Genomic DNA, 18,168 nt, shown 5'->3' with positions numbered 1-18,168 from the left:
AGAGAGCCACGGTTCTCTCTTTTATTATTTTATACCCGGCTGTTTTCTTTTATCTTTGCAAAAAGATTTTCAAATTGAAGTATTTTATCGAATTCGCTTACAACGGAACCCATTACCACGGATGGCAATACCAACCCAATGCCATATCTGTACAAGAAACATTGAACAAGGTTTTTTCAACTTTATTACAGGAAGAAATCGATATTGTTGGTGCAGGAAGAACTGACAGTGGCGTGCATGCATCCCAAATGTACGGGCATTTTGATTCGGAAAAGGTTATCGATAAAGAAAAATTGATCTATAAAGCCAATTCATTTTTACCAAAAGATATTGCTGTTTATGACATCATACCGGTTCACGAAGAAGCTCACGCACGTTTTGATGCCACTTCAAGAACTTACCATTATTTTATTTCCACCAAAAAAGATATTTTCGGAAATGAAACTTCATGGTTCAATCAGTTGCCTTTGGATTTGGAACTGATGAATGAATCAGCACAATTATTATTGGGTTTCACTGATTTCCAATGCTTTTCAAAATCCAATACCGATGTTTTCACTTACAATTGTAAAATTACCGAAGCTTATTGGAGAAAAGAAAATAATAAACTTATCTTTACCATAACTGCCGACCGCTTCCTGCGTAATATGGTCAGAGCGATTGTTGGCACCTTGGTAAACATCGGTCTTCATAAAATCACAAAAGAAGATTTCATTAAAATCATCGAAAGTAAAGACCGGAAAAAAGCAGGATTTTCAGTACCTGCACAAGGATTGTTTTTAACGAATATAGCGTATCCGTACATCCATAAAAAGAATGAAAGCATTTGATTCGAAACTTTTTAAACGAATTTTAGAATACACAAAACCTTACAAATGGCGCTACAACAGCGTAATTGTCTGGGCTATTTTACTTTCAGTTTTTGCCGCATTACGACCATATCTTCTGAAATATAATGTGGATCATTACATCCAACACAAAGATGAAAAAGGCTTACTACTTTTTATTGTATTAATTGGTTTGGTTTTATTCCTCGAGGTGCTCGCCCAATTTTATTTTGTGTATTGGGCCAACTGGCTGGGACAAGACATCATTAAAGACATCCGAATTAAATTATTCAAACACTTATCGGGTTTTAAAATGAGTTATTATGACCACGAGCCTGTAGGCAAACTGGTAACCCGGGCCGTATCTGATATTGAAGCCATCGCCCGTATTTTCAGCCAGGGATTATTCATGATTGTAAGTGATCTTCTTAAAATGATAGTGGTATTAGGCTTTATGCTATACATGAACTGGAAATTGACACTCATCGTTGTGGCTGCCATGCCGATTTTAATTTACGCAACACGTGTTTTCCAAATTAAAATGAAAGATGCTTTTGAAGAAGTGCGAACCCAGATTGCCAATATGAATACATTTGTACAGGAAAGGGTTTCAGGAATGAAAATCGTACAATTATTCATACGGGAAGAAACTGAATACCAGAATTTCAAAAAAATAAATTACCTCCATAAAAAAGCCTGGGTTAAAAACGTTTGGTACAACTCGATCTTCTTTCCTATTGCCGATATTGTTTCAGCACTGACACTAAGTTTAATCATTTGGTACGGTGGATTGAATATTTTAAACAATGACGGCATTACCAGTTTTGGTGATTTGTTTGCTTACACGATGTACATTTCGATATTTTTTACACCGCTCCGCCAGATTGCCGATAAATTCAATGAGATGCAGATGGGAATGATAGCAGCCAACCGTGTTTTTGAAGTTTTGGACGACAATAAACCCACAGAAGAAACCGGAACACTGGAAGCTCCACATTTTGAAGGGGAAATTGAATTCAAAAATGTGGTATTCGGGTATAAAGAAGATGAAGATGTACTTAAAAACATCAGCCTGTCCATTCAAAAAGGAGAAACAGTAGCCATTGTTGGTGCCACCGGAGCAGGAAAGTCAACTATTGTTAACTTATTGAACCGTTTTTACGAAATCAAATCGGGTACCATCTGCGTTGACGGACAGAACATCAAAGAATATACCCTTGGAAGTTTACGCAAACAAATCGCTGTTGTTCTTCAGGATGTATTCTTATTTGCAGACACTATCCACAACAACATCACCTTAAACAATCCTTCTGTTTCAAGGGAAGAAGTGATTGCTGCCGCCAAGGAAATTGGCGCCCATGATTTTATCATGAGCCTTCCCGGAAATTACGATTACGATGTCAAGGAAAGAGGGAATATGCTATCGTCAGGACAGCGCCAACTAATTGCCTTTTTACGCGCATATGTCAGCAAACCAAGTATTTTAATTCTTGATGAGGCAACTTCATCCATTGATGCATATCTGGAAGCCATGATCCAGAAGGCAACCCTGACCTTAACCCAAAACAGGACTTCAATTGTTATCGCCCACCGCTTGGCCACGGTTATCAATGCTGATAAAATTGTGGTATTGGATAAAGGAATCATTGTTGAGGAAGGCAATCACCAACAGCTATTACAAAAAGAAGAAGGCTACTATAAAAAACTATACGAAGCACAATTTGTTAACCACGAAGAAGAAATCAACTAAACAAAAAAATGGAAAAGTATTCAATTGAATTAGACGTAAGAGACTATGAACTGGATGTACAGGGAATTGTGAACAATTCGGTGTACCAGAATTATTTAGAACATGCCCGCCATGAATTTTTACACCACCACGGCATTGATTTTGTGGATTTTGCCCAAAACAATATCATGTTAGTCGTAAAAAGCATCGAAATGAATTTCAAAAATTCACTGGTGAGCCGCGACAAATTCAAAATTGAAGTTTCCGCTGAAAAAGAAGGCAATCTAAAAGTAGTTTTCCATCAGGATATCATCCGACTTTCGGATAACAAAGCAATTTTATCGGCAAAAGTTACGGGAGTAGCCATCAAAAACGGAAGACCGGTTGCTCCGGATACCATTCCGCAAATTGAAGGATTTTTGGTTTAACCCAATTGACTAATTAACCGGACACATTCCACTGCTTCCTTAACGTCATGCACCCGTAAAATATTGGCTCCTTTTGTCAAAGCCAGTGTATTCAAAACCGTTGTGCCGTTTAAAGCATGTTCAGATGCAGTTTCCAATACTTTATAAATCATCGATTTACGGGAAACGCCAACTAAAACAGGTAATTCCAACATTTGGAACAAATCCAGTCTTGAAAGCAATTCATAATTCTGGTCCAGTGTTTTGGCAAAACCAAATCCAGGATCGACAATGATATCATAGATGCCCAGGCTTCGTGCCTGGGTTATTTTTTCCGAAAAATAAAACAAGACCTCTTTCACCAAATCATCATACTGCGTTAGTTTTTGCATGGTTTGCGGAGTTCCGCGCATGTGCATCATGATGTAAGGCACCTGGAGTTTAGCAACCATTGGCAACATATCTCCATCTAAATTCCCGGCAGACACATCATTGATCAGAGCTGCTCCGTTCAAAATGGTTTCTTCGGCTACTTTAGCATAAAAAGTATCGATTGAAAGTAATGCATCAGGGAAGTTTTTTAAAATTGAATCTACTACCGGAATCACTCTTTTCAATTCCTCTTCTGCAGTAATCATATCAGCTGTCGGCTTCGTCGTTTGTCCGCCCACATCAATAAAATTGGCTCCATCCATCAGCATTTTCTCCACCTGTTTCAAAACAACAACATCGGAAGAAAACTTGCCCCCGTCATAAAAGGAATCGGGTGTAACATTCAGAATCCCCATGACTTTGGGTGTTGTTAAATCGATCAGGTTTCCTTTGCAGTTGACGGTCATTTTTATATTTTTTTTAAATAAATTCTAAACAAAAAAGGCTATTTTTGGACAAATTTGATACAAATATAAATTAATAATGAGTAACACCTCACAACAATACGACGCAATCATTTCCATTTGCCGCGATTTATACGCAAAAAAATTACAGGATTACGGAAGTGCATGGCGTATTTTACGATTACCCTCACTAACCGATCAGATATTCATCAAAGCACAACGCATCCGTTCATTACAGGAAAATGAAGTCCGTAAAGTAGACGAAGGCGAAGCTTCAGAATTCATCGGTATCATCAATTATTCCATCATGGCATTGATCCAACTGGAAAAAGGCGTGGCTGACCAACCGGATTTAAACGTGGATGAAGCCGTAAAACTTTACAACGAAAAAATCCAACTGACGAAAGATTTGATGGAAGCCAAAAATCATGATTACGGAGAGGCTTGGCGTGATATGCGCGTGAGTTCCCTTACTGATTTAATTCTGCAGAAAATTTTACGCGTTAAACAAATAGAAGACAACAAAGGCAAAACATTGGTTTCAGAAGGAATTGACGCCAATTACCAGGACATGATCAACTATGCCGTATTTGCTTTAATCTTATTAGACCATCAATAAAATGATTTTCAGGGAAGCCAAATTAGAAGATATTGACCAAATTCAGGTTGTACGGAATTCGGTAAAAGAAAATACACTTTCCGATCCGGGGTTAGTGACCAACAAAGACTGCGAAGAATTTATGTTCGAACGCGGAAAAGGCTGGGTATGTGAAATTGACAATCAGATTGTCGGTTTTGCAATAGCTGATTTGAAAGAAAACAACATCTGGGCTTTATTCCTGGATCCGGCATTCGAGAAAAAAGGAATTGGCCGAAAATTACACCAAATCATGATGGACTGGTACTTCAGCCAGACCGATGAGAAAGTATGGTTGGGTACAGCCTTCAACACCCGCGCTGAACAATTTTACCGCCAGGCAGGATGGACTGAAGCAGGAACTAACGGCAGCAAAGAAATAAAATTTGAAATGACCAAAGAAGACTGGTCCAGAATTAATACACCATAAAGAATGAAATATTTAGTACACTTTTCACGTCTGTTCGTGGGCGTTTTATTTATCATTTCGGGTTTAATCAAATTAAATGACCCGGTTGGTTTCTCTTATAAACTCGATGAATATTTTGGCGAAACGGTTTTCAACATGCCTTTCCTTTTGCCTTTCACATTAGCGATTGCTTTGTTTGTGGTTATTCTGGAAGTGATTTTGGGCGTAATGCTTTTAGTGGGTTACAAACCTAAATTCACCGTTTGGAGTCTGTTGGGATTAATTTTATTTTTCACTTTCCTGACTTTCTACTCGGCCTATTTCAATGTAGTAAAAGATTGCGGATGTTTCGGTGATGCCTTAAAACTAACGCCTTGGGAATCGTTCACCAAAGATGTTGTTTTATTGGTTTTCATTCTGGTTTTATTCTTCGGAAAAAATCATATCCAGCCGTTATTCGGAACAAAATTCGCAGCCATTGCTTCACTATTGAGTATCATTTTAAGCTGTTATTTGGGCTACCATGTACTAAATCATTTACCGGTCATCGATTTCAGGGCGTATGCTGTTACCAAAAACATCCAGAAAGGAATGGAAATTCCGGAAGGCGCACCAAAATCGGAATACGAAATGAAATTCATCTACGAAGTAAACGGTGCCAAAAAAGAGTTTTCCGATAAAGAACTGATGAATATTCCGCCGAATGCCAAATTTATTGAACGCATCGACAAAGTCATCAAAGAAGGTTACGTTCCTCCTATCCACGATTTCGGTTTGGAAAAAGACGGAAGCGATTATAAAGACGACATCCTGAACGAAGCAAAAGTTATTTTGTTTACCGTTTACAATCTCGACAAATCAAATCCGGAAGGGTTAAAGCTATTGGAAGCTTTTAACCAAAAAGCAAAAGCGAAAGGATACCACGTTTTAGCGGTAACCGGTTCAGACAGCACAGCAATTGAGAAAATCAAAAAACAATACGGTTTCACATTTGATTTCTATTTCTGTGACCCCACTACTATTAAAACCATCGAAAGGGCAAACCCGAGCATCGTGGTTTTAAACAAAGGAACCGTAATGCAGAAAGCGCATTACAATGACATTGACAACATAAACTTATAATACAATGAAAAAAATAATCGTAATACTGTCCCTTGCAGTAATCGCAATTGCGAGTTTTGCTTACACAAAAGCACAAGGTGGTGAAAAAGTTGAAGAATTCTCTGCAGAAGCTTTAGCTTCCAAATTAAAAGATGTGAACGGAAAAGAAATTTCGTTTCAGGACATCATCAACAAACACAAAGGAAAAACCATTGTAATTGAAGCGTGGGCATCATGGTGTGGTGATTGTATCAAGAATATGCCAAAACTGAAAGAATTACAGATCAGCAACCCGAATGCTGCCTTCGTATTTTTATCTGCCGATAAAACCTCTGAAGCCTGGTTAAACGGAATTAAAAAACACGATCTGAACGGAGATCACTACCTGATGGATGGCGGTATGAAAGGAAACTTTGGAAAATCAATCAATTTAGATTGGATCCCGAGATACATCATTATTGACAAAAAAGGAAAAGTGGCTTTATACAGAGCGATTGAAACTGACCACGAACAAGTGGACATGCTTTTAAAAAAATTATAATATGAGACAGAAAATTGTAGCCGGTAATTGGAAAATGAACAAGAATGCCGAGCAGACTGAAGATTTAATCAACGAATTGATCCATAAATTACCCGAGACAGCGGCAAAAGTTATCATTGCGCCAACATTTGTAAACTTAGCTTCAGCAGTTGACCATACTGAATTCACGGCTATTGAAGTGGCAGCCCAAAACATGCACCAGGCAGAAGGTGGCGCTTTCACCGGGGAAATTTCGGCTGACATGTTAAAAAGTATCGGTGTGGACATCGTGATTTTAGGCCATTCGGAACGCCGCGCTTATTTTCATGAAACTGACGCCTTATTGGCCAGCAAAGTAGATACTGCATTGAAACACGAAATGAAAGTTATTTTCTGTTTTGGTGAAGAATTGAAAGACCGTCAGGAGAAACAACATTTCAATGTGGTGGAATACCAGTTGAAAGACGGATTGTTCCACTTGCCGGAAAGTGCCTGGGCAAACATCATTTTAGCGTACGAACCGGTTTGGGCCATCGGAACTGGAGAAACCGCTTCTCCTGAACAGGCACAGGAAATGCACAAGTTCATCCGTGAAACTATTTTGGAGCGTTACGGAAAAGAAATTGCCGAAAACGTTTCGATTTTATATGGTGGAAGCGTGAAACCGGAAAATGCCAAAGAAATTTTTTCCCAGGCTGATGTTGACGGCGGATTGATTGGCGGTGCTTCACTAAAAGCCGATGACTTCATCGGAATCATCAACGGAATTTAAAAAAACATACCATTATCAAAAATCCTGATTCAACGTCAGGATTTTTTTTATGAAGCCCTAAACCAAAAAAGCGTTACTTTTTTAGAAAAAAAAATAATTAGTAACAGAAACCGTTACTTTTTTATAAAAAAAATAAATTAGTAACAAAAACTGTTACTTTTTTGGAAAAAATATTTTTTTGTAACAATCCAAATTTAGAAAATGAAAGAACTTGATTTCCGTTGTAGCACGATAGAATCAATTGAACAATTAAGCAAAGAATTGCACCTAATATTCGATCCGGATGATCTTCAGGATTGGGAATATAGAGTCGGTAATCCAAAAGAAATCGAACGCTACATTTCACATTACAAAACACTTGATAATGACGACAAAAAGTTCTCCTTAATGGAAATTATCATCCAGGCGGCTACTGATCAGCATACTTCTGCTGAAGTTGGAAAATATTGGACTATTATCGAACCAATCCTGAAACAAAATTCCGCGGTTCATGACTATTCAATTTTCTATTGGTGTTGCTTTGACAATCCCGACGTTAATGATTGTTGGGACATCACTCCTTACATGAGAGATCTTTGGAAAAAAATGAATCAAAGTTAAACAGATGAATCAAAATCAATCAAATACCAACTCCAAGTGGAAAAAAATAGTCCGTATCTTTTTGATTGGATTCCTGCTGATGAATGTTCTGGCCTTTATCCATGCCTACAAATTCACGCATTTTTCCGATGACAATTCGGAGAAAACGAAAAGCCCTGAAAAATTATCGGTTGCAGAAAAAGTCCAGGCCTTGGCATTTGGCGTTAACAATCCGAAACCCAAAAACAAAAAAACTCCGGCACAGCAATTTGAAGTCATAAAACTGAAGAGCAACAAGGAAATTGAATGTTGGTTTATCCAAAACCAAAACCCGAAAGGAACCGTTATTCTGTATCATGGATACGGCGGTGAAAAATCAACAATGCTTGACAAATCGGATGAATTCCAAAAATTAGGATTTAATACACTGTTAGTCGATTTCATGGGCAGCGGGAATTCGGAAGGCAACCAGACGACAATTGGTTTTCAGGAAGCAGAACAGGTTAAAACCACATATGATTACATAAAAGGGAAAGGCGAAAAGAATATTTATTTGTTCGGCACTTCGATGGGTGCGGTTTCGATCATGAAATGCATCAATGATCATGCAATCAATCCGAAGGGAATCATAATCGAGTGTCCGTTTGGCTCTATGTATGAAACCATTTGTGCCCGGTTTACCAAAATGCACGCCCCAACATTCCCGATGGCCGGCATTTTACTTTTCTGGGGCGGAATACAAAACGGATTCTGGGGTTTCAGCCATAACCCTACTGAATATGCAAAGAACATACATTGCCCAACCTTATTGCTTTACGGTGAAAAAGATAAAAGCGTAAGCCGGAAAGAAATTGATTTGATTTATGCGAATCTTAAAGGAAAAAAAATATTGAATACCTATAAAGATACCGGCCACGAAAACTATCTGATTAAAAACAAAAAAGAGTGGAACAAAGGTATTACTACCTTCATGTCGTTCATTAAAGAATAATATTTAATTTAACCCAAAAAAATCAACCATGAAAAAACTATTAGTATCTACTGCCCTTTGCCTTTTTATCAGTATTGCTGCTACTGCACAGACCTCATTCGAAGTTCCCCAAAACGTTGTATTGGAAACGCCCGCAGATTTCACGAAGTATGAAGCCGATGTTATCAATGCCTCAAAATGGCTGGAAGAGACCAATCTCGATAAAGAAACAGAAAAAAGACAGGATGTTAATACCTTCTTACTACAGTGGATTACCGGAAGCCCAACCGTTTCTGTTGAAATAAACGATTATCTGGGAAAAATATATGGTGACAACACGCAATTGTTAGCCATCTATTTAGGCAGCTACAGCAGACATTTTCTTGAAAACAAAAACAGCGCAACGGCTTCTTCTGCAACAAAAGCCGGTATCATTTCGATGATTACTGTTTACAAAAAAGGAATTTCAATTGTTAAAAGCAAAGAAATGGAGAAAGTAATAAAATTTTATGACCAGAATAAACTTGACGAGTATTTAAAAAACGTTTCCAAGTAAATCAACACAAAACATTCTTTGTTGCTTATAAAAGAAGCGTTATTTTTTTCGAAAAAAAATAAATTAATAACGGAAACTGTTATTCTTTTGAAAAAAAAAAATAAATGAATAACAGAAACCGTTATTCTTTTGGAAAAAATATTTTTTTGTAACACTTTTTAATCACCGTTCAGGAAAAAGAATTCCGGAAAAAATCCACCCCCTTTATAATTATGAAAACATATCTGTTAAACCTATTCTTTTTTTTATTTTCATCAATAATATTGGGCCAAAAGGATTATAATGCCAGGCTCACTATGTTCGGTTCTGTTAAAGAATTCAGCATCACTCCTTCTGAAGAAATCTGGGTAGCAACGAGTGAAACCAATACTTTCTGTACTAAACAATTTGGCCAATTATGGAGCATTGACCCGTTTAAATCATTCAAATCATTAAATCCTGATACCGGTCACAGATTTGATAGAATAAATTTTTTCTCGGAAGACATTATCATGCTGTCCGGTTTCTTCCACGAAGATGACGAGGAGGATTTTATATTTTGGTCCGGTAACCATGGCAAAAGTTGGGAAAAAATCAAATTCGGAAAAAATAGTTGGATTGACGCCACTTATGTTAACACAAACGGAAAAGCATGGATGAGTGGCAGTTCAAAGGATATATACCATTCAGAAGACAATGGAAGAACATGGAAAAAATTTACAATAGCTGACAACAGTAATAAAGATATTCGGTTTTCTTCAATCCATTTTGCAAAAAATGAAACAACAGGGCTATTTGGTTCGATGGAAAATGATTTATACAGAACAGAAAACAATTGCAAAACCTGGGAAAAACTGGAAACTCCATTATCCCAGGGTAAATATCAAAATGAATCCAGAAATGAAGAAGGTTCTATTTCAAAGGTAAGATTACTCCCGAATTATTATATTCTTAAACAGGAAAATAAAGTTTTCATCTCCGATCCGGTTATTATAAACTGGAAAGAACTTACGGATGTAATCAACTTTGAAGTTACCGAGGCTGACAAATTGTATACAATCAACAGCGATTTAACCATAAGTCTTTTTGACTCTTCACTTTCATTGATTTGGAAATCGGAAAAAAAACTAAACACTTTTCCAGATGCTATAACTGTTAAAAACGGGAAACTTTTTTCTCTTGATTCTGAAAGGGTTACACTTATAAATAATAAAAACATCGAATCATCAGAACTCTTCACAAATCAGGTGCCCATTGAAGAACCTTATCTGAAGGCAAAGCATAAAGGAGAAAAATATGGTTTTCAATATGCAGATATTTTACAATACGATAAAAGTGCCGGAAAATGGTTCAGACTAATGACCACTGATTTTCCAATTTCAAACGGAGCCGAATTCAACGGAAACCTGATTATCTCGGATGAAAGTTTAAAAGAATATTTCAGCGTTGATGAAAAACTCAAAACGATCCAAAAATTCGAATTACCAAAAAAGTTGTTCGACACCAAAACAAATCCTGTAAACGAATTTGAAATCGAACTAGGCAGCAGCGGATGTTTTCATCGTGAAATCAGCAATTTGCTCTTTAAAAGAAAAGGCAACAGTTTTATAAAAACCACTAAGAGAAAAGAATCGGATGACTTCCTTAAAAAAATGGATAAGGAAATTAATGAAAATAAAATCAATAATCTAATCAGCATTTTAGACGATTCAAGGTTTAAAAAACCAACGGTTTCAGATTTGAAAATAACGCAGACCGATATAAATGAATTTAAGAAATTCATAGATGAAGTAGAAATCAAACACAAAGAAGGCTCTAAATTAATTCTGGATTTTGACAATCCATACCTTTTCAGGGTTGAAAATCCTGATTTTGGTTTTTATAAAAAAGTGGCCGACTCAATATTTTCTATTTCGGATAATGATATTGAAAATTCATTTCTTGAAGGACCACATATGATCAGCACATCAAGAGTTTGGAGAAAATTAAATATAACTTTCAGTGATGGAAAAAAATTAAGCATTGAAAATTATGAGTATCAACCAAATTATATGTATACTCCCTGGTCTGTTGAATATGACAATCTTAAATTCATATCTACATCGGTTCAACTGGGAGAATTAATAGATAAAATCACCAATGGTCAATTTTTCGAGCAATCCCTAAAAGAAAAAAACTATGTACTGTTCAGAATTGCCGATTACCTGTACCATCAAAAATTAAAAAAATAAATGCATTATTTATACTTTGTGTCTTTTTTTGAAAAAAATAAATTAAACACAAAACCTGTGTCTTTTTTCAAAAAAAAATAAATTAAACACAAAAACTGTGTTTAATTTAGAAAAAATATTTTTTAAACACACTCTTAAATATTGATCAGAGAAGTAATCCTTCCTCAAAATCGAAAGCCCGCACCGACAAAATGCAGTAACGGGCTTTCTTTTTGAACAAACTAAACTAATTCTTAAAAACAATATACAATTTTTCCTTTGATAAAAAATGGCGTTCCGGGTGTAAAATGGATTTCTTCCACGCTTTCGGTTTCGTTTTGCAATTGTGATTCGGTTGCGAACTGCGTTTCATTCCATTCGGTATTGAAAAGATTTTCAACGGTAACACCGAAAGTCATTGCATTCCATTGGTAATTGATATTGGCATCGGTTACCATATAACCTTTGGCAACGATTGAATTGTCTTCGTTAGCCGGTCGGGATTTTAAATAACGGTATTGTAATCCGCCTGACCAATTTTTATAATTTTTCAGACTGATTCCGGCTGTAGTCGTAAAATCGGGTGCCAAAGGTATATAATCCTGTCCGTTGGGTTCGTCAATGCTTCTCCCATATGTATAATTGGCATCGGCATCAAAAAATAAATGATCTGTTAATTGGTAACGCACGCCAAGGTCGATTCCTTTTCGGCTCGTTCTTCCGCTTGGTTCCACAATTCCCGCATCACCCACGTAAACAAATTCCTGTTCAAGGTTCAGCATCCATAAAGCCGAATTGACCAGCAACTTGGGAAATGGTTTATAAATGATCCCGAAATCGGCACCAAATGACGTGGGCAAAATCTTTTTTCCGGATTGCGCCACCACAACACGCGTATCATTTGAATGGAATCCGAATCCTGATTTAACAAACATCTGGAAATTAGCATTCTGGGTGTAAATCAAATTCAGCTTAGGGGAAAATTTCGTTTTATTCTGGGTTTGGTCTTCATAGGTTGGCGCCAGTTTATCGTAATAATTGAATTTAAAATAATCCATGCGCAAGGCAGGGTTTACTTTCAGTTTTCCGAAATCGAATTCGGCATTCAGGTAAGCAAACAGATTCGTTTGATCGATATCGCCTAATTTTTTCTGTTCCAAAGTTGTTTTCCGGTTAACCGTGTGCGACAGTTCCGAATTTGAAGTCGCATCGGCTCTGAATCCCACGCCCAACTGAACCAGGTTTTTATTCCACTTTTTGCTCAACTCCGAATTCAATCCGTAGATATCCCGGTTTTCTTTTTGTCTGATCTGGTCACCGTTCACGGGATCTTCAAGAAAGAATGTAAAGTTGGAATACAGTTCAAACTGGTAATTCGAATAAAAGGTATTGGCTTTGAAAAAAGTATTTTCATCAATTGGTTTGGCATAGGCCACATTGAAATTGGTTCGCGATGTTTCACCACCTTCGGTATCATCAACAGAACCAAAGCGGCCAATCACGCCACTATCCACCAAACGCTGCGGAATTTGTCCCGAAGCATCCCATTTACTGCTGAATCTTGACGCCAAAACTGAAACCTTGCTGTTATCGGCCAATTGCTTTGTATACTTGCCGAAAAGGTTGATGCGCTTAAAATTCTGCGGTGAATCGAACGGTCCGTCAGTCAATAAATATTCGGTAGCGATATAAGCCCTTTCTTTTGATTGTTTGCCCAACAAGTCAAAAACACCCAATGTTCTTACCGTATTAAACTGGCCAAGTTCGGCACTGATGGAACTGTTTTCCACAAAATCCTTTGTTCTGAAGCCAACGTAGCCTGCCGTTGCGAAATCACCTTTGGAAGCATAATAACTTCCTTTTCCGAAATCAATTTTATCAATGGTTTCCGGGATTACAAAATGTAAATCGGCATATCCCTGACCATGCGCATGTGACACCATGTTCACCGGCATACCGTCAACCGAAATGGCAATATCTGTTCCGTGATCGATATCAAAGCCACGCAGGAAAATCTGTTCAGCCTTTCCCCCACCCGCATGCTGACCAATAAACAACCCGGGAACTTTCCGTAAAATTTCCTGGGATGATTTCACCGGTGCAGTAGTCAAATCTATTTTGGAAATAATATTCATGGCAGAAAGGTTTGAAGAAATAATTACTTCGTCCAACTTAAAAGCATCCGATTGCAGGACAATTTTAAATTCACCCTGTATAACCGTTACCATTTGCTTTTTGAATCCCAATGCCGAGACGGTCAATTCATCATTTTCTTTTGTATTGCCAATCACAAACTTCCCGAATTCATCGGTGTGCGCATGGGCTTGGGAATTTTCGTTAACTAAATAAACATTTTCAATGGGATTATCGAGTGAGTCGACCACAATACCTGTTTGGGTTTGACCAAAGCATAAACCATTGAAAATCAAAAACAAAAGGGCGGAAATTTTTTTAAACATTAATTATAGATTTTCAATTTCATCGGCCATGTTGGGACCTAGTTCAAAAATACTCGATTCCAATTCTTTTTTTATAGGTTTTATCTTATTTTTAAGATTATTGGCTTTGTAAATAGCAGCCACATGATAGTTCAATTGCGGCTCGAATGATTTATCGGCGACATACTTTTGGACAATTTCATATGCTTTTTTGGTGTCGCCCAGATTATAATAGGCCCAGGCCAGCAAATCATACGAATCAGGTGTAGGCCTGTTATTAATTTCTTCTTGTGCAATTTCCAGTGCTTTTTGGGCTGAAGTTTTATCATCGGCATAAATCAGGGAATTGTATTTATTGTACATCACGCCGTAATTATTTTGTTCCAGTATTTTAAAATAGTCTTTCATGCTTGCTTCTTTGGCGCGTTCATCCATTTCATACTCGGCGATTTCAGCTTTTAACAGATAAAAGTCGGGCGAATTGTGTTTTTTGGAAATATGATTAATAATCCGCAACGCTTCTTTTGTGTTTTTCTCATGTGAAAAAGCAATCCACGCCAAACCTTTTAGTGCATAGGAATTATTTGGATTTATTTTCAAAGCCATCAGATAATGATCGTATGCCTGTTGGATTTTACCGGCATGGCCGTACATATCACCCAAGTTGGAATATGTCCACAACATCAGTCCGGTATTTTCACTGGCTTTTGCTTTTTCCAATGCTTTTTCCATCAGGGAAATGGCGGTATCCAGTTTTCCTTTATGATCATTCCATTTGGCCACACGGATCAAGCAATCAAAATCATTATCGTTGCATAAACTTTTTAATGTTTTTTCCGCTTCATCATAATTTCCCAATTCCATGTGCACATCAAAAAGTAATTTTTGGGTTTCTTTTAGGCCATCGCCAATTTTATAGGCTTTTTGTGCAAGTTCCAATGCTTCCTTAAAACGGTGCTGGGTAATATAATTCCGGGCCAAAGCGCGTATTGTTCCCACTTCTGTATACCGCAACGCTTCATTTGATTCCAACAATAAATCTTCTGCTTTATACAGATAATTGATATCACCTGTTTGTTCAAAAAGAACAGCATAGTTTGCTGCTATTTTGCTGAGATAACTGATTTGGTTGGGAGCTGCATCGAACTTTCCCTGCCAGAAATTGATCTCGTTTTGTGAAAAATCTTTGACTTTATCGACTTCCGACAGCAAGAAATGATTGTAATCCTCACGATTGGTAATCCGGCCTGTTGTTTTTGCGCATCCTGTCAACAAGAATGGGACAAAAAATAAAAATATAAGATTATATGTTTTCATAGCTTAGTTGTAGTTGTTCATTACTATTAAAAAAAGAGTATACCGTTATTGCATACTCTTTTTTTGTTTACCAGGCCGAAGCCAGATATGGGAATGAAGCCGAAAATGTTTTGTCATTTGCGTTCACATGATCGGAAGTCAGTCCGGCATTAGATGTACCTGCCGGTCCACCGAAAATCAACAATAATTCCACATCGATTACATCATCGGCAAGTGCTCTTCCTGTTAATACATTTACACCGTCAAAAAAAGTGGTTGTACCTGTTTTACTTACCCCTAAAACATCGGTTGCCAAAAGTCCGGTGAACTGTGCCGCATTTTGTCCTAAGGCATTCGTGGTATAACCTGCATTCAAAGCCAGCAATCTCGATTGAAACGTAGCCTGATAACTGGCTCCCATCATGGAAGGAACAGTGTAGTTAAAGTCATCTTTCGGAGTTCCCGAAGCAATAAAAACCGTGTTAATTGCCGGTCTGGCCATTTGATCCTTTTGCACATAGGTTCCTGAAAAATCCTGGCTGTTATCTTCATTATCCGACTCACAGCTTACCAATAAACCGAACAAAACGACTACAAATCCTAAAATATATTTACTTGTTTTCATAATTCTTTCTTTTAAAATTTAATTACATCTTTTGTTTGCTTTCAACCCAAACATTAATGGAAGAAGAAGCACCCAGTGAAGTTTTCGGCACTTCAATAATAGTCGAAAGCACATTGGTACCTGCGAAAGTGTCGGTTCCCGGATTGTTGAATGCCGAAGCTGTTCCTGCAAGAATGGCTTTAAACTGGTTCAAATCAAAAAAGAAAGGATCATCCCGTGGTCCGGCGAAAAATTTCATTCCGTTTGAAGTCTTGATTATGGGAGCCTGGCCATATTGCGAAATTTCCACACTGCCTGCCTCATAATTACTTTTAATTGTACTCGATGTTCCGGTTGCACCCGGAGCTGTAGGTCCGAAGAAATACATTTTATTTCCCCGTCTGATAGCCTGAATTACTAAATCTTCAACATTGTCATTGTTATTGTCAATGTTGATTTCCATTAATACACTTGTATTGAATGTTGCACTTGCTGTGGCACCCGGACTAAGCAATCCCTGTGAATTCACCACAAATACCATATTATTTGTATCCTGCCCCTGAAAGGCATATACATCGGTAATATCGGAAGCATTACCTGTCACCGCCGGAGCATCAGCATGGTCGGCAGCGATTAATAATAAACCTGAAACCGTAAATATGGTAAGGCCTATGTACAATTTAATCTTTTTCATTTTATAGTTTTTTAAATGATTTATAGATACACTTACGGAATAAGTTCAGGCTTGGTTTTAAAAAAGTATTTTTTATCAGAAATTAATACATTCATTACATGATGTTTATAAAAAGAAATATCTATGTTTGTAATACAAATCTTATGTATGAGTCAGGAAGAAATCATTTTGCTGTTACAAAAAAAAGATGATAAAGCTTACAGTGTTTTGTATGACATGTATGCTAAAAGTCTGTTCGCCGTCATTATCAATTTAATTAATGACCGGGAAGAAGCTGAAGATGTTCTTCAGGAATCATTTGTGAAAATCTGGAAAAACATGGATTCCTATGACGGATCCAAAGGAAGACTTTATACCTGGATGCTGAATATCACCCGGAATACTGCGATTGATAAACTCCGTTCTAAAAATTTTAACAATTCGAAGAAAAACCTTTCCAGCGATAATTTCGTACATCTATTGGACGAGAGCAATAAATCTGTTTTCAAGATTGACGCCATCGGTATACAGGATTTCATCAAAAAGCTAAAACCCAAATGCATTGCCCTGATTGATTTACTATTTTTCAAAGGTTATACACAGCAGGAAGCTTCGGAGGAACTGGAAATACCTTTGGGTACGGTCAAAACGCAAAACAGGAATTGCATAAATGATTTACGAACTTTTTTAAAAGTATAATGGATAGTAAAGAATACATAGAATCAGGGATTTTGGAACTTTATGTTTATGGTTTGCTCGATGAGGAACAAAACAAAGAAGTGCATGAAATGTCCAAAAAGCATCAGGAAATTGAAGAAGAGATCGTAGCCATTGAAAAATCAATTTTGGCATTATCAACCAGCTTCTGTCCTTTTCTTTCGGTACAGAATTTTGAAAAAATCAAAGCCAAACTGGAGATCAAGCACAGTAAAGTGGTTGAATTGAAACCGAAAAAATTGATTCCAAATTATATTGGATGGGCAGCTGCTGCCGTATTGCTTTTATTTATAGGATATCAATACAACCAGCAATTGACAATCAAAGATGAAGTGGTGACACTGGAAAATGCCAATGAAAAACTGAATGAAGCTGTAGTGAATTCTGAAAGTGAAGCCAAACAGAACAAAGAAGCTTTAAACGTTATACGGGATGCTAAAAACACAGTGATCTCACTTGCCGGGCAGGCAGTTTCACCATCATCGTTTGCAAAAGTGTACTGGAATAAACAAACCCAGACCGTTTATATTGATGCTTCCGGATTACCTGAACCTCCGGAAGGTAAAGAATATCAGGTATGGTCTTTAAAACTTAAGCCATCTCTGACACCAACAAGCATTGGATTATTGAGCGATTTTACAAAAAACAGTGCTAAGTTATTCGAAGTGAGCGGTACCTCTGATGCGGAAGCTTTTGGTATTACTTTGGAACCAAAAGGAGGAAGCAAATCACCAACAATGGAACAATTATATACGTTAGGAGCTGTATAATTTTAATGGAGTTAATTTATACAGAAAAAGCCGGCAATTAAGCCGGCTTTTCTATACTATTATTTATTGTTTTTCTCTTTGTTAAACTTTACCCAAGCGAGAATATACAATACTAAGGCCAAAATATAAAAACCAATA

At 37.2% G+C, this 18,168-nt stretch carries 19 protein-coding genes; 14 read left to right on the top strand and 5 right to left on the bottom strand.

Annotated features, from left to right (window positions below):
- Window positions 1-74 precede the first annotated feature (74 nt).
- From truA to NAT51_RS12315, 3 genes are read left to right on the top strand one after another with little or no spacing between them, the layout of a single operon-like run.
- A complete protein-coding gene (truA, locus tag NAT51_RS12325; protein ID WP_250598320.1) occupies window positions 75-830 on the top strand; it encodes a tRNA pseudouridine(38-40) synthase TruA in 756 nt (251 codons plus the stop codon).
- Complete coding sequence (locus tag NAT51_RS12320; RefSeq protein ID WP_250598313.1) at window positions 817-2,577, top strand: ABC transporter ATP-binding protein; 1,761 nt, start codon at window positions 817-819, stop codon at window positions 2,575-2,577. Before truA ends, NAT51_RS12320 begins: the two co-directional genes overlap by 14 nt.
- Before the next feature lie 8 nt (window positions 2,578-2,585).
- Entirely contained in the window at window positions 2,586-2,984 is a 399-nt protein-coding gene (locus tag NAT51_RS12315; RefSeq protein ID WP_250598311.1) for an acyl-CoA thioesterase, read from the top strand.
- Here the strand turns inward: NAT51_RS12315 and folP are convergent.
- Complete coding sequence (folP, locus tag NAT51_RS12310; protein ID WP_250598304.1) at window positions 2,981-3,802, bottom strand: dihydropteroate synthase; 822 nt, start codon at window positions 3,800-3,802, stop codon at window positions 2,981-2,983. The two genes, NAT51_RS12315 and folP, sit on opposite strands and share 4 nt — an antisense overlap.
- A gap of 76 nt (window positions 3,803-3,878) precedes the next feature.
- Between folP and NAT51_RS12305 the strand changes: the two genes are divergently transcribed.
- From NAT51_RS12305 to NAT51_RS12265, 9 genes are all read left to right on the top strand, one after another.
- Window positions 3,879-4,418: a DUF1599 domain-containing protein gene (locus tag NAT51_RS12305; protein WP_250598302.1), complete on the top strand. Its 540-nt coding sequence runs from the start codon at window positions 3,879-3,881 to the stop codon at window positions 4,416-4,418.
- Between the two features lies 1 nt (window position 4,419).
- Complete coding sequence (locus NAT51_RS12300) at window positions 4,420-4,866, top strand: GNAT family N-acetyltransferase (RefSeq protein ID WP_250599242.1); 447 nt, start codon at window positions 4,420-4,422, stop codon at window positions 4,864-4,866.
- A 3-nt stretch (window positions 4,867-4,869) separates the two neighbouring features.
- On the top strand, window positions 4,870-5,967 hold the full coding sequence (locus tag NAT51_RS12295) for a BT_3928 family protein (protein ID WP_250599240.1): 1,098 nt from the start codon (window positions 4,870-4,872) through the stop codon (window positions 5,965-5,967).
- 4 nt (window positions 5,968-5,971) lie between these two features.
- Window positions 5,972-6,487: a TlpA family protein disulfide reductase gene (locus tag NAT51_RS12290; protein ID WP_250599238.1), complete on the top strand. Its 516-nt coding sequence runs from the start codon at window positions 5,972-5,974 to the stop codon at window positions 6,485-6,487.
- A 1-nt stretch (window position 6,488) separates the two neighbouring features.
- Entirely contained in the window at window positions 6,489-7,238 is a 750-nt protein-coding gene (tpiA, locus tag NAT51_RS12285; protein WP_250599236.1) for a triose-phosphate isomerase, read from the top strand.
- Between the two features lie 201 nt (window positions 7,239-7,439).
- A complete protein-coding gene (locus NAT51_RS12280; protein WP_250599234.1) occupies window positions 7,440-7,838 on the top strand; it encodes a hypothetical protein in 399 nt (132 codons plus the stop codon).
- 4 nt (window positions 7,839-7,842) lie between these two features.
- Window positions 7,843-8,808: an alpha/beta hydrolase gene (locus NAT51_RS12275; protein ID WP_250599232.1), complete on the top strand. Its 966-nt coding sequence runs from the start codon at window positions 7,843-7,845 to the stop codon at window positions 8,806-8,808.
- A 28-nt stretch (window positions 8,809-8,836) separates the two neighbouring features.
- Window positions 8,837-9,343: a hypothetical protein gene (locus tag NAT51_RS12270; protein WP_250599230.1), complete on the top strand. Its 507-nt coding sequence runs from the start codon at window positions 8,837-8,839 to the stop codon at window positions 9,341-9,343.
- A gap of 212 nt (window positions 9,344-9,555) precedes the next feature.
- Window positions 9,556-11,553 (top strand): VPS10 domain-containing protein, encoded by a 1,998-nt coding sequence (locus NAT51_RS12265; RefSeq protein WP_250599228.1) that lies wholly within the window; start codon window positions 9,556-9,558, stop codon window positions 11,551-11,553.
- Between the two features lie 233 nt (window positions 11,554-11,786).
- On the opposite strand, the gene NAT51_RS12260 is transcribed toward NAT51_RS12265, so the two are convergent.
- The 4 genes from NAT51_RS12260 to NAT51_RS12245 form a co-directional block, all read right to left on the bottom strand.
- Window positions 11,787-13,991: a TonB-dependent receptor gene (locus tag NAT51_RS12260; protein WP_250599226.1), complete on the bottom strand. Its 2,205-nt coding sequence runs from the start codon at window positions 13,989-13,991 to the stop codon at window positions 11,787-11,789.
- Window positions 13,992-13,994: 3 nt separating this feature from the next.
- On the bottom strand, window positions 13,995-15,287 hold the full coding sequence (locus NAT51_RS12255) for a tetratricopeptide repeat protein (protein ID WP_250599224.1): 1,293 nt from the start codon (window positions 15,285-15,287) through the stop codon (window positions 13,995-13,997).
- Between the two features lie 67 nt (window positions 15,288-15,354).
- The gene (locus tag NAT51_RS12250; RefSeq protein WP_250599222.1) at window positions 15,355-15,891 is read right to left on the bottom strand and encodes a DUF4331 family protein; all 537 of its coding nucleotides are present in this window, start codon (window positions 15,889-15,891) and stop codon (window positions 15,355-15,357) included.
- A 22-nt stretch (window positions 15,892-15,913) separates the two neighbouring features.
- Window positions 15,914-16,564, bottom strand: coding sequence for a DUF4331 family protein (locus tag NAT51_RS12245; protein WP_250599220.1), 651 nt, complete (start codon window positions 16,562-16,564; stop codon window positions 15,914-15,916).
- 147 nt (window positions 16,565-16,711) lie between these two features.
- Here NAT51_RS12245 and NAT51_RS12240 point away from each other — a divergent pair, with 147 nt between their 5' ends.
- A complete protein-coding gene (locus NAT51_RS12240; protein WP_250599247.1) occupies window positions 16,712-17,242 on the top strand; it encodes an RNA polymerase sigma factor in 531 nt (176 codons plus the stop codon).
- The gene (locus NAT51_RS12235) at window positions 17,242-18,030 is read left to right on the top strand and encodes an anti-sigma factor (protein ID WP_250599218.1); all 789 of its coding nucleotides are present in this window, start codon (window positions 17,242-17,244) and stop codon (window positions 18,028-18,030) included. Before NAT51_RS12240 ends, NAT51_RS12235 begins: the two co-directional genes overlap by 1 nt.
- Window positions 18,031-18,168: the final 138 nt, after the last annotated feature.

It is taken from the genome of Flavobacterium amniphilum (genome assembly GCF_023634845.1).
Lineage (GTDB): Bacteria > Bacteroidota > Bacteroidia > Flavobacteriales > Flavobacteriaceae > Flavobacterium > Flavobacterium amniphilum.
The sequence above is the reverse complement of the archived record's forward strand: the minus strand, read 5'-3'. Positions and strand labels throughout refer to the sequence as shown.

Bases quoted from the DNA above. Each gene is read 5' to 3' on its own strand.
- NAT51_RS12320 (WP_250598313.1), top strand. From the start codon at position 817: ATGAAAGCATTTGATTCGAAACTTTTTAAACGAATTTTAGAATACACA.
- NAT51_RS12315 (WP_250598311.1), top strand. From the start codon at position 2,586: ATGGAAAAGTATTCAATTGAATTAGACGTAAGAGACTATGAACTGGAT.
- folP (WP_250598304.1), bottom strand. From the start codon at position 3,802: ATGACCGTCAACTGCAAAGGAAACCTGATCGATTTAACAACACCCAAA.
- NAT51_RS12305 (WP_250598302.1), top strand. From the start codon at position 3,879: ATGAGTAACACCTCACAACAATACGACGCAATCATTTCCATTTGCCGC.
- NAT51_RS12300 (WP_250599242.1), top strand. From the start codon at position 4,420: ATGATTTTCAGGGAAGCCAAATTAGAAGATATTGACCAAATTCAGGTT.
- NAT51_RS12295 (WP_250599240.1), top strand. From the start codon at position 4,870: ATGAAATATTTAGTACACTTTTCACGTCTGTTCGTGGGCGTTTTATTT.
- NAT51_RS12290 (WP_250599238.1), top strand. From the start codon at position 5,972: ATGAAAAAAATAATCGTAATACTGTCCCTTGCAGTAATCGCAATTGCG.
- tpiA (WP_250599236.1), top strand. From the start codon at position 6,489: ATGAGACAGAAAATTGTAGCCGGTAATTGGAAAATGAACAAGAATGCC.
- NAT51_RS12280 (WP_250599234.1), top strand. From the start codon at position 7,440: ATGAAAGAACTTGATTTCCGTTGTAGCACGATAGAATCAATTGAACAA.
- NAT51_RS12275 (WP_250599232.1), top strand. From the start codon at position 7,843: ATGAATCAAAATCAATCAAATACCAACTCCAAGTGGAAAAAAATAGTC.
- NAT51_RS12270 (WP_250599230.1), top strand. From the start codon at position 8,837: ATGAAAAAACTATTAGTATCTACTGCCCTTTGCCTTTTTATCAGTATT.
- NAT51_RS12265 (WP_250599228.1), top strand. From the start codon at position 9,556: ATGAAAACATATCTGTTAAACCTATTCTTTTTTTTATTTTCATCAATA.
- NAT51_RS12260 (WP_250599226.1), bottom strand. From the start codon at position 13,991: ATGTTTAAAAAAATTTCCGCCCTTTTGTTTTTGATTTTCAATGGTTTA.
- NAT51_RS12255 (WP_250599224.1), bottom strand. From the start codon at position 15,287: ATGAAAACATATAATCTTATATTTTTATTTTTTGTCCCATTCTTGTTG.
- NAT51_RS12250 (WP_250599222.1), bottom strand. From the start codon at position 15,891: ATGAAAACAAGTAAATATATTTTAGGATTTGTAGTCGTTTTGTTCGGT.
- NAT51_RS12245 (WP_250599220.1), bottom strand. From the start codon at position 16,564: ATGAAAAAGATTAAATTGTACATAGGCCTTACCATATTTACGGTTTCA.
- NAT51_RS12240 (WP_250599247.1), top strand. From the start codon at position 16,712: ATGAGTCAGGAAGAAATCATTTTGCTGTTACAAAAAAAAGATGATAAA.
- NAT51_RS12235 (WP_250599218.1), top strand. From the start codon at position 17,242: ATGGATAGTAAAGAATACATAGAATCAGGGATTTTGGAACTTTATGTT.